The organism is Pseudomonas sp. B21-054 (assembly GCF_026016345.1).
Taxonomy (GTDB): Bacteria; Pseudomonadota; Gammaproteobacteria; order Pseudomonadales; family Pseudomonadaceae; genus Aquipseudomonas.
Genome location: NZ_CP087204.1, coordinates 4,849,745 through 4,860,000, shown reverse-complemented (window position 1 = coordinate 4,860,000; position 10,256 = coordinate 4,849,745). Strand labels below are relative to the sequence as shown.

Sequence of the window (10,256 nt, the reverse complement as noted above, 5' to 3'; positions counted from 1 at the left end):
AGGGAAAGGCGAAAAGAACCCCGGAGAGGGGAGTGAAATAGATCCTGAAACCGTATGCGTACAAGCAGTGGGAGCCCACTTTGTTGGGTGACTGCGTACCTTTTGTATAATGGGTCAGCGACTTATTTTCAGTGGCGAGCTTAACCGAATAGGGGAGGCGTAGCGAAAGCGAGTCTTAATAGGGCGTCTAGTCGCTGGGAATAGACCCGAAACCGGGCGATCTATCCATGGGCAGGTTGAAGGTTGGGTAACACTAACTGGAGGACCGAACCGACTACCGTTGAAAAGTTAGCGGATGACCTGTGGATCGGAGTGAAAGGCTAATCAAGCTCGGAGATAGCTGGTTCTCCTCGAAAGCTATTTAGGTAGCGCCTCATGTATCACTGTAGGGGGTAGAGCACTGTTTCGGCTAGGGGGTCATCCCGACTTACCAAACCGATGCAAACTCCGAATACCTACAAGTGCCGAGCATGGGAGACACACGGCGGGTGCTAACGTCCGTCGTGAAAAGGGAAACAACCCAGACCGTCAGCTAAGGTCCCAAAGTTATGGTTAAGTGGGAAACGATGTGGGAAGGCTTAGACAGCTAGGAGGTTGGCTTAGAAGCAGCCACCCTTTAAAGAAAGCGTAATAGCTCACTAGTCGAGTCGGCCTGCGCGGAAGATGTAACGGGGCTCAAACCATACACCGAAGCTACGGGTATCACTTAGGTGATGCGGTAGAGGAGCGTTCTGTAAGCCTGTGAAGGTGAGTTGAGAAGCTTGCTGGAGGTATCAGAAGTGCGAATGCTGACATGAGTAACGACAATGGGTGTGAAAAACACCCACGCCGAAAGACCAAGGTTTCCTGCGCAACGTTAATCGACGCAGGGTTAGTCGGTCCCTAAGGCGAGGCTGAAAAGCGTAGTCGATGGAAAACAGGTTAATATTCCTGTACTTCTGGTTATTGCGATGGAGGGACGGAGAAGGCTAGGCCAGCTTGGCGTTGGTTGTCCAAGTTTAAGGTGGTAGGCTGGAATCTTAGGTAAATCCGGGATTCTAAGGCCGAGAGCTGATGACGAGTTACCCTCTGGGTGACGAAGTGGTTGATGCCATGCTTCCAAGAAAAGCTTCTAAGCTTCAGGTAACCAGGAACCGTACCCCAAACCGACACAGGTGGTTGGGTAGAGAATACCAAGGCGCTTGAGAGAACTCGGGTGAAGGAACTAGGCAAAATGGCACCGTAACTTCGGGAGAAGGTGCGCCGGTGAGGGTGAAGCATTTACTGCGTAAGCCCACGCCGGTCGAAGATACCAGGCCGCTGCGACTGTTTATTAAAAACACAGCACTCTGCAAACACGAAAGTGGACGTATAGGGTGTGACGCCTGCCCGGTGCCGGAAGGTTAATTGATGGGGTTAGCTAACGCGAAGCTCTTGATCGAAGCCCCGGTAAACGGCGGCCGTAACTATAACGGTCCTAAGGTAGCGAAATTCCTTGTCGGGTAAGTTCCGACCTGCACGAATGGCGTAACGATGGCGGCGCTGTCTCCACCCGAGACTCAGTGAAATTGAAATCGCTGTGAAGATGCAGTGTATCCGCGGCTAGACGGAAAGACCCCGTGAACCTTTACTATAGCTTTGCACTGGACTTTGAATTTGCTTGTGTAGGATAGGTGGGAGGCTTTGAAGCGTGGACGCCAGTTCGCGTGGAGCCAACCTTGAAATACCACCCTGGCAACTTTGAGGTTCTAACTCAGGTCCGTTATCCGGATCGAGGACAGTGTATGGTGGGTAGTTTGACTGGGGCGGTCTCCTCCTAAAGAGTAACGGAGGAGTACGAAGGTGCGCTCAGACCGGTCGGAAATCGGTCGTAGAGTATAAAGGCAAAAGCGCGCTTGACTGCGAGACAGACACGTCGAGCAGGTACGAAAGTAGGTCTTAGTGATCCGGTGGTTCTGTATGGAAGGGCCATCGCTCAACGGATAAAAGGTACTCCGGGGATAACAGGCTGATACCGCCCAAGAGTTCATATCGACGGCGGTGTTTGGCACCTCGATGTCGGCTCATCACATCCTGGGGCTGAAGCCGGTCCCAAGGGTATGGCTGTTCGCCATTTAAAGTGGTACGCGAGCTGGGTTTAGAACGTCGTGAGACAGTTCGGTCCCTATCTGCCGTGGACGTTTGAGATTTGAGAGGGGCTGCTCCTAGTACGAGAGGACCGGAGTGGACGAACCTCTGGTGTTCCGGTTGTCACGCCAGTGGCATTGCCGGGTAGCTATGTTCGGGAAAGATAACCGCTGAAAGCATCTAAGCGGGAAACTTGCCTCAAGATGAGATCTCACTGGGACCTTGAGTCCCCTGAAGGGCCGTCGAAGACTACGACGTTGATAGGCAGGGTGTGTAAGCGCTGTGAGGCGTTGAGCTAACCTGTACTAATTGCCCGTGAGGCTTGACCATATAACACCCAAGCAATTTGAGTCGAAAGGCCAGATTGCGGTGTGTGAAGACGACATGAACCGAAAGTTCAACGCTGCTCACAAACACCCACCTATCGCATACCCATTCGCTGGAACGTGACCGCAAGGCACGCGCTGGCTACCGAATTTCTTGACGACCATAGAGCATTGGAACCACCTGATCCCATCCCGAACTCAGAAGTGAAACGATGCATCGCCGATGGTAGTGTGGGGTTTCCCCATGTGAGAGTAGGTCATCGTCAAGATTAAATTCCGAAACCCCTATCTGCTGATGCAGGTAGGGGTTTTGTTTTTGTGCTAGAAAAAGCCTGTTCCAAAAAAAAATGACCTTTAGGAGGTCATCTTTTTTTATCCGGGGTGGTTAGGCCTCGGGTACAGGGCAGCTCAAATCGCCCTCCTTGCACTTGAGATAGGTCTTGAATGCCTCGACCCGGGCCTTGGTCTGGGCTGTGATGCAGTTGCTGTAGATCAGCGGATAGACGCTGCCACCCTCGACTCCGGACGCGGAAAAATTGCATTCGGCGTCACGGAAGTCGATCCAGGCCCGTTGTGCCTTGACCAGCATTTGCTTGGCCTCGGGGTTGTCTTTCAGGCGTGCTGTGATTTGCTTATACAGGCTGTTCAGTTCGTTGTCGGCGGCCTTGTTTTCTTTGGCCGCGCACTGGTTCATCTCTCCCTGAGTAATGGCATTGGCACAGTCGTCGGCTTGGGCCGCGGTGATAAAAAACAACGGCGTGAGGGCCAGAAGCAAGCGTGGTGGCATGGTCGATCTCTCCTTGAGGGGGGGACAAAATGCCGAAGGAGTGTACCCAAACAATGGACTGATACAACTTTCCGGTTGGCCGCGTGGTCTTACAAGCCTACTGTTGAACACAGGAGGTGACCCATGTATTCATCCGATCGCATTGAAAGAAAGATCCTGCTCAAGGCGCCGCGCTCTCAAGTCTGGCGTGCCCTGGCCAATGCTGAAGCCTTTGGCCAATGGTTTGGCGTCGCCCTTGAGGGCAAGCGGTTTGTGGCGGGCGAGCGTACGCAGGGCCAGATCACTTATCCAGGTTATGAACACCTCATTTGGGACGTGGCGGTGGAGCGGGTCGAGCCCGAGCGAGTGTTCTCGTTTCGCTGGCATCCATACGCCATCGAGCCCCAGGTTGATTACTCTCAAGAGTCCGAAACACGAGTGCAATTCGAACTCGAAGACATGGATGGCGGCACCTTGCTGAAAGTGGTGGAGTCGGGGTTCAACAATATTCCTGAGGCGCGCCGACTCAAGGCCTTTCGCATGGATAGCCGTGGCTGGGACGAACAGATGGCTAACATTGAGGCGTTTCTGAGCAAGGCCGATCTTCTCCGCTGACGCAAATACTGCGATGCCTGGCGAGGCTAAGGGTTTGCGGAAGCGCTGGTATAGCGAATGTCTTACACGAGATAGTAGCTATATCGTCTATTGCACTTTGGATCCGAGGCGTAATCTGGACTCATCCACTGAAGCACAGGAAGTGCTCAGGATCAGGGACGATCGACCTTGCAAGGATGGCTACCGACAGGGAGTCGTAATGGTCTTGGAAAAACCCGCTTCGGCGGGTTTTTTTTCGCCCATCAAAAAGGCCCGAAGGCGCTGTATAGCGAAACGCTTACACGTTGGCGCTGCTTTCTCGTCTTTTTCCAAGGCAGTGGTGGGACTAATCTATGTTCATCCATTGAGTACAGGGAGTGCTCGGGGTCATGGATGATTGGACCAGGCATGGAATGCCGGACAGGGAGTCAAATTGGTCCTCAAAAAACCCGCCTAGGCGGGTTTTTTTTCGTCTGTGAAAAAGTGCTCCCGATCATGCCAGACGCCGAGTCATCGTACGATCCGCGCCATCAGCAGCCAGGGTTTGCCCACCCGGCGTACGATCCGCGCCATCAGCAGCCAAGGTCTGCCCACCCGGCGTGCGATCCGCGCCATCGGCAGCCAGGGTCTGCCCACCCGGCGTACGATCCGCCCCATCAGCGGCCACAGGCTGTTGATATTCGGAGACCTGGGTAAAGAAACGGTCTTGCTGTTGGCTCGGCAAGGCAAACGCGCCAGCGCTCAGGGCAAAGGTGGTAGCGGCGATCAAAGTACTGAAAGTTTTCATGGTAAAGACTCCGGTCATATCAAGGGTTGAGTGCCGGGTCGTTCAGATGTCGTGATCTGCTGAACCCGTTGCAGCGCGGACGGTTGTCTTGCTGCATGGGTTCAGAGTAGGGCGGAGGAGGGGGCGATCGTTAGACGGATACTGCCCGCGGTTTGCCTGATCCTGTTTATGTGCAGGATCAGGCGCTGCTGGCCTGCAGCGCCTGGGCACGCAGGCGAGCGATATCCTTGCTTGGAGAAGCGCCAAATAGACGGCTGTATTCGCGACTGAACTGTGAGGGGCTTTCATACCCCATCTTGTAGCCGATTGACGAAACGTCGCTGTTCTCCGCCAACAGTAACCGTCGGGCTTCTTGCAGGCGCAGCTGTTTCTGGTACTGCAGCGGGCTCATGGCGGTCACGGCTTTGAATCGGTGATGCAATGCCGAAGGGCTGAGGTTGATCATTTGCGCGAGGCTGTCGATGCTCAGCGGCTCGGCGTAATGGGTATTGAGCCACTCGATGGCCCGGCTGATGCGATGGGTCTGAGTGTCGGGAATCGCAATTTCGTGCAAGCGCTGGCCTTGGGCACCCCGCAGCAGCCGGTAGAAAATCTCCTGTTGGGCCAGGGGCGCCAAGGTCGGGATATCATCCGGACTGTCCAACAGCCGTAGCAGGCGCAACATCGCATCGAGCAGCGGCGCATCGATGCGGTCCAGGAACAACCCACGTCCGGTCCGTTGGGCCGGTACACCGATAGGGCTGGCGTCGGCGATCAGACGGCAGATCTGTGCCGGGTCGATGTCCAGGCGAATGCACAGATAAGGACGCTCGGGACTGGCTTCGATCACCTGCCCGGCCAACGGCAGGGTCACCGAGACCACCAGGTAGTTGAGCGGGTCATACACGTAGCATTCATCGGCCAGGCGCACTTCCTTGCGCCCCTCGATGATCACGCACAGACCGGGCTTGTGCACGACGTGCAGGGCTTCGCTCGGCTGATCGCTGCGGATCAGGTGCAACGCCTCGATGGCCGTGGGGTGGACGCCGTATTCCGGCGCGAAACGCTTCATCAGCGCCGCCAGTTCGGCGCGACGCTGATTGACGCCGTCATCAGGCGCAATGTGGATGGACGTGGATACCGACATGCCGCTCAATCTCCCTGGCCAAATGCGTAGATCGCGCTAGTAAAGCCGATTGTGCGGCTGGCGACTAGAGTCCGTTTTCTCGCTACAGGATCGTGCAAGCGCACAGGAGGATCCGTCTAACCCAGTCATCGACCGGTTCCCTAATCTGAATGTGTCCAAACGCTCCCACCGGGAGCCAGCACATCCAGACGAGGAACCCATCATGTCCGATATCCAAAACAAAGTCGTAGTCATCACCGGTGCCAGCAGTGGAATTGGCGAGGCTGCCGCACGGCTGCTGGCGGCCCGGGGCGCTCGTGTCGTACTGGGGGCACGACGTGTCGAGCGCTTGCAGGCGTTGGTCCAGGAGCTTGAAGGCGCCGGCCAGCAGGCCGTCTGCAAAGCCGTGGACGTGACTCGTCGCGAAGATGTCCAGAGCCTGATCGATTTCGCTGTCGAGCGTTTCGGCAACGTCGACGTCATCATCAATAACGCCGGGGTCATGCCCCTTTCCAAACTCGAGGCGCTGAAGGTCGAGGAGTGGGACCGCATGATCGACGTCAACATCCGTGGCGTGCTTCACGGCATCGCCGCAGGCCTGCCCTTGATGCAGCGCCAGCGCAGTGGCCAGTTCATCAACATCGCGTCCATTGGAGCCTATACCGTCAGCCCGACCGCTGCCGTGTATTGCGCCACCAAGTATGCCGTGCGGGCGATTTCCGAAGGCCTGCGCCAGGAGGTCGGCGGTGATGTGCGGGTGACGGTGATTTCCCCCGGGGTCACGGAGTCGGAGCTGGCCGAGAGCATTTCCGATGAGGGTGGCCGTGCCGAAATGCGCGAATTCCGCCGAATCTCGATTCCTGCCGAAGCGATCGCCCGGGCGATTGCCTACGCCATTGAGCAACCGGCAGATGTGGACGTCAGCGAACTGATTGTGCGGCCAACCGCCAGCCCGTTCTGAACCGAGCCAAACGACAGGAGATGCTCCATGAGAAAGGCATTTGGAGACCAGGATAAATTCGTCGGCCTGTGGGTGACGGCCGATGGCGTGATCCGCCATCGGCTCTTGCCAGGCGGACGCTACGACGAAGCACGGGGTTTGTGTGAAAGTGCTTATCAAGGCGACTACTGGCTGCAGGACGACCATATCGAATACCACGACGACACCGGTTTTACCGCCGACGGGGATTTTCGCGAAGGCGTGCTCTATCACGCGGGAATGGTGCTGTATCGCCAGGAGGGGTGATGAACCGATGACCTTTGTGGTGAGGGGGGACAACTCCCCTCACCACGGATCGGGACCGATCGTTACGCCTGTTCCAACCGCGCCGCAGCGCGCTGGGCGATCTGCGAGCGTACCCGGAACGACTCCGCCGCGCGCCGCTGGGCTTCTTCCAATACTTGCGCGGGTGCAGTGTCCGGGCAGCCGGCGTTGAACGGCGGGGCAGGGGCGTATTCGAGTTGCAATTGGACCAGTTCGGCAGTGTCCTGGTCGAACAATTCCGCCGCCAGGGTCAAGGCGAAATCGATCCCGGCGGTAATGCCGCCACCGGTAAGCAGGTTGCCGTCGCGGACCACCCGTTCCTTGATCGGTGTCGCGCCCAGGGTAGCCAGCAAGCTGTGGTAGGCCCAGTGGGTCGTGGCCCGTTTCCCTTGCAACAGGCCTGCCGCACCGAGCACCAGTGAACCGGTGCACACCGAGGTGATGTATTGCGCGTGGCTGGCCTGTCGCTTGATGAACGCCAGGGTCTGCTCGTCTTCCATCAAGGGGCCGACGCCGGTACCACCGGGGACGCAGATCACGTCAAGCTTCGGGCAATCCTCGAACGTGGTGGTTGGCAACAGCCTCAACCCGGTGCTGGAGGTGACCGGCGCCAAGTCTTTCCAGATCAGGTGAACCTTCACGTCGGGCAACGAGGCCAGCACGTCATAAGGACCGGTCAGGTCCAGTTGCTGAACCTGGGGGAATAGCAGCAAACCGATCTGCAGCGTCATGGTGATTTTCTCCTTAAGGATGCCCGAGGGGTGGACGGCTTTACTTTAGGCTCGTAGGATTTGGCGCATACGCCAATAAGCCCACGAATTACGCCAATATGCCCAATACTCCGAAAACCGTTCACGTCCTGGCCTTTGCCAACGTGCAAGTGCTGGATGTCACCGGGCCCTTGCAAGTGTTCGCTTCGGCCAATGACCTGGCCCGCCAGCAAGGCTTGCCGTTGCCGTACGCGCCGACGGTGATCGCCTCTGGCGGCGGGGCGGTGATGTCGTCGGCGGGGTTGGCGCTGATGGCCGAGCCGCTGCCAAGCGAAGGCAGCGACACCTTGCTGATCGCCGGCGGCTGGGGCGTGTACGAAGCGGCGAAAGATCCGGCACTGGTGGCCTGGGTCAAGGAACATGGCCTGCGCTCGCGGCGCGTGGCGTCGGTGTGTACCGGGGCCTTCCTGCTGGCCGCCAGTGGTTGGCTGGACGGACGGCGAGTGGTGACGCACTGGACCCGTTGCGAGCAATTGGCCGAGCAGCATCCGCAATTGCGGGTCGAACCCAATCCGATTTTCATCAACGATGGCCCGGTCTGGACGTCGGCTGGCGTCACCGCCGGTATCGACCTGGCCTTGGCACTGGTCGAGGAAGACCTGGGCCGTGCCGTGGCCCTGGAGGTCGCCCGGCATCTGGTGGTGTTTCTCAAGCGGCCTGGCGGGCAATCGCAGTTCAGCGTGACGCTGTCGCTGCAGAAACAGGGCAGCCGTTTTGACGACTTGCATGCGTGGATTGCCGAAAACCTCACCCGTGACCTGGGCTTACCGAGCCTGGCCGCCGAGGTGGGCATGAGCGAACGCAGTTTTGTCCGCCACTACCGCGCCGACACCGGCCAGACCCCGGCGCGGGCGGTGGAGTTGATTCGGGTGGAGACCGCTCGCCGCCTGCTGGCCGACACGGCGGTGTCGATCAAGCGCGTGGCGGTGCAATGCGGCTTTGGCAGCGAAGAAACCCTGCGCCGCAGCTTCCTGCGGGCCATGGGGGTGACGCCCCAGGCGTATCGCGAGCGGTTTGCGCTCAGCCCTCAAGCAGATCCAGCAATGCCTTGAGCGTGGCCTCAGGGGCTTCCTGGGGGATGTTGTGGCCTACACCGGCCAGCACTCGGCGCTCGTAGAAGCCGCTGAAATGCCTGGCGTCTTCATCGTGTTCCGGCGCAGGCCCCACGCCATCGTCGGCTCCGCACAAGGAAATGCTCGGTACACTGATGACCGGTTGCTCGGCAAGTCGTTCTTCCAGCCATTCTAGCGTCGGGTCGCCCGGTGCGTACATGAAGCGATGACGGTAGGAATGAATCACCACGTCGACAAAATCCGGGTTGTCGAACGATGGGGCACTGAGGGGATAAAGTTCGGCGCCGCGCTTCCAGGTCGGTGACCACAGGCGCCAGAGCAGTTCACACAGTTCGCGTCGATTCTGTGTCAGGCCCTCGACGCCCCGCGCCGTGTGGAAATAATACTGGTACCACAGGCGATGTTCGGTTTGCGGGTCCAGCGGTTGTTTGGATCGGGGAATATCCTGCAGGTTATAGCCATCCCCGGTCACCAGGCAGCGCACGCGCTCGGGCCACAGCGCCGCGACGATACACGCGGCCCGACCGCCCCAGTCATAGCCGCACAACGCCGCCTGGGGGATGGAGAGGGCGTGCATCAGGTCCAGCAGGTCCTGGGCCAGCGCCGCTTGTTGGCCGGAGCGCAGGATGGCCGGGTTGTTGAACCGGGTTGGGCCGTAGCCGCGCAGGTAGGGCACGATGACCCAATAGCCCCGCTGGGCCAGAACCGGCGCGACTTCATCGAAAGCCCTGGGATCGTAAGGGAACCCGTGCAGCAGGATCACCGGTTCGCCCTTGGCGGGGCCGTGTTCTTCGTAGGCGATGCGCAGCAAGGGCGTCACTGCGAAGTTGATCCTGGGCTCGAGGTTCATGTTGGTCTCCGGCATTGCGTGGTTGCGCTCAGGCAGGTTCCTGATTCACATATTTGGCCCGATCCGGCGTGAACGTCACGATCATGTTCGTGTTCGAGCAGGTCAGGGTGCGTTCCTGGGTCAGGTCGATGTCCAGGTCTTCACCGCGCAGGCCCTGCCATTGTGCGAGATATTTGAGACAACCGAATTTTGCGTTTTTCTTCAGGCTGCGGCTGACGCCGCCTTTCCAGCCGAGCACCGGCAATTCACCGGCCAGGCAGCGTTGCGCCAGTTCCGGAAACTTCAGCGCGCGGTCGCGACCGATTTCCCAGCATTTGATCAGGCCCCGGTCCTGGCCTTCCCAGAGGTCTTCCCGGGTCAGGCCTGTTCGGGGTGGGGTGGTGATGGGGCGTTTGATATGGGTCATGTCAGGTCCTTGAGTCGGGTTTTTATCGGGCAGCTCCGCTGCACCCGTGAGAGCATCGATCTTAGGAGGGGTTTGGGGGGCTGGCAACCTGTAACGGGGAGTGGCGATAAATAGGGAAGTGGCGGTGATCGCTTTTGTAGCGAGGGGATTTATCTGTGGCGAGGGGATTTATCCCCGTTGGGCTGCGCAGCAGCCCCTCAAAAGAACAA

The 10,256-nt window shown here is 58.4% G+C and carries 9 protein-coding genes, 2 rRNA genes and 1 pseudogene (1 of these 12 cut by a window edge); 6 read left to right on the top strand and 6 right to left on the bottom strand.

Translation table 11 applies throughout. The features are described 5' to 3' along the window. Both LOY70_RS20845 and rrf read left to right on the top strand, forming a co-directional pair. Positions 1-2,436 (top strand): 23S ribosomal RNA (locus LOY70_RS20845); it begins 456 nt to the left of the window's first position. Between the two features lie 149 nt (positions 2,437-2,585). Then, positions 2,586-2,701: ribosomal RNA gene (rrf, locus tag LOY70_RS20840) — 5S ribosomal RNA — on the top strand. Positions 2,702-2,817: 116 nt separating this feature from the next. Here rrf and LOY70_RS20835 read toward each other — a convergent pair. Continuing rightward, positions 2,818-3,219, bottom strand: a complete 402-nt coding sequence (locus LOY70_RS20835) for a lysozyme inhibitor LprI family protein (RefSeq protein ID WP_265029172.1) — start codon at positions 3,217-3,219, stop codon at positions 2,818-2,820. A 123-nt stretch (positions 3,220-3,342) separates the two neighbouring features. On the opposite strand from LOY70_RS20835, the gene LOY70_RS20830 reads away from it, so the two are divergent. Next, a complete protein-coding gene (locus LOY70_RS20830) occupies positions 3,343-3,813 on the top strand; it encodes an SRPBCC family protein (protein ID WP_265029171.1) in 471 nt (156 codons plus the stop codon). Between the two features lie 493 nt (positions 3,814-4,306). Here LOY70_RS20830 and LOY70_RS30245 read toward each other — a convergent pair. Further along, a pseudogene (locus LOY70_RS30245) lies at positions 4,307-4,597 on the bottom strand (hypothetical protein); the annotation flags it as partial. Between the two features lie 160 nt (positions 4,598-4,757). Then, complete coding sequence (locus tag LOY70_RS20820) at positions 4,758-5,705, bottom strand: AraC family transcriptional regulator (protein WP_123416464.1); 948 nt, start codon at positions 5,703-5,705, stop codon at positions 4,758-4,760. A 202-nt stretch (positions 5,706-5,907) separates the two neighbouring features. Here LOY70_RS20820 and LOY70_RS20815 point away from each other — a divergent pair, with 202 nt between their 5' ends. Both LOY70_RS20815 and LOY70_RS20810 read left to right on the top strand, forming a co-directional pair. Next, on the top strand, positions 5,908-6,645 hold the full coding sequence (locus LOY70_RS20815; protein WP_265029169.1) for an SDR family oxidoreductase: 738 nt from the start codon (positions 5,908-5,910) through the stop codon (positions 6,643-6,645). 27 nt (positions 6,646-6,672) lie between these two features. Further along, complete coding sequence (locus tag LOY70_RS20810; RefSeq protein ID WP_265029168.1) at positions 6,673-6,930, top strand: Atu4866 domain-containing protein; 258 nt, start codon at positions 6,673-6,675, stop codon at positions 6,928-6,930. Between the two features lie 62 nt (positions 6,931-6,992). On the opposite strand, the gene inhA is transcribed toward LOY70_RS20810, so the two are convergent. Continuing rightward, on the bottom strand, positions 6,993-7,679 hold the full coding sequence (inhA, locus tag LOY70_RS20805) for an isonitrile hydratase (protein ID WP_265029167.1): 687 nt from the start codon (positions 7,677-7,679) through the stop codon (positions 6,993-6,995). A 98-nt stretch (positions 7,680-7,777) separates the two neighbouring features. Between inhA and LOY70_RS20800 the strand changes: the two genes are divergently transcribed. Next, the gene (locus LOY70_RS20800; RefSeq protein WP_265029166.1) at positions 7,778-8,770 is read left to right on the top strand and encodes a GlxA family transcriptional regulator; all 993 of its coding nucleotides are present in this window, start codon (positions 7,778-7,780) and stop codon (positions 8,768-8,770) included. Here the strand turns inward: LOY70_RS20800 and LOY70_RS20795 are convergent. Further along, positions 8,739-9,641: an alpha/beta fold hydrolase gene (locus LOY70_RS20795; RefSeq protein WP_265029165.1), complete on the bottom strand. Its 903-nt coding sequence runs from the start codon at positions 9,639-9,641 to the stop codon at positions 8,739-8,741. The two genes, LOY70_RS20800 and LOY70_RS20795, sit on opposite strands and share 32 nt — an antisense overlap. Before the next feature lie 28 nt (positions 9,642-9,669). Then, complete coding sequence (locus LOY70_RS20790) at positions 9,670-10,047, bottom strand: hypothetical protein (RefSeq protein WP_265029164.1); 378 nt, start codon at positions 10,045-10,047, stop codon at positions 9,670-9,672. Positions 10,048-10,256: the final 209 nt, after the last annotated feature.

Excerpts from the sequence above, each read along its gene's own strand:
- LOY70_RS20835 (WP_265029172.1), bottom strand. The coding sequence starts at position 3,219 with ATGCCACCACGCTTGCTTCTGGCCCTCACGCCGTTGTTTTTTATCACC.
- LOY70_RS20830 (WP_265029171.1), top strand. The coding sequence starts at position 3,343 with ATGTATTCATCCGATCGCATTGAAAGAAAGATCCTGCTCAAGGCGCCG.
- LOY70_RS20820 (WP_123416464.1), bottom strand. The coding sequence starts at position 5,705 with ATGTCGGTATCCACGTCCATCCACATTGCGCCTGATGACGGCGTCAAT.
- LOY70_RS20815 (WP_265029169.1), top strand. The coding sequence starts at position 5,908 with ATGTCCGATATCCAAAACAAAGTCGTAGTCATCACCGGTGCCAGCAGT.
- LOY70_RS20810 (WP_265029168.1), top strand. The coding sequence starts at position 6,673 with ATGAGAAAGGCATTTGGAGACCAGGATAAATTCGTCGGCCTGTGGGTG.
- inhA (WP_265029167.1), bottom strand. The coding sequence starts at position 7,679 with ATGACGCTGCAGATCGGTTTGCTGCTATTCCCCCAGGTTCAGCAACTG.
- LOY70_RS20800 (WP_265029166.1), top strand. The coding sequence starts at position 7,778 with ATGCCCAATACTCCGAAAACCGTTCACGTCCTGGCCTTTGCCAACGTG.
- LOY70_RS20795 (WP_265029165.1), bottom strand. The coding sequence starts at position 9,641 with ATGAACCTCGAGCCCAGGATCAACTTCGCAGTGACGCCCTTGCTGCGC.
- LOY70_RS20790 (WP_265029164.1), bottom strand. The coding sequence starts at position 10,047 with ATGACCCATATCAAACGCCCCATCACCACCCCACCCCGAACAGGCCTG.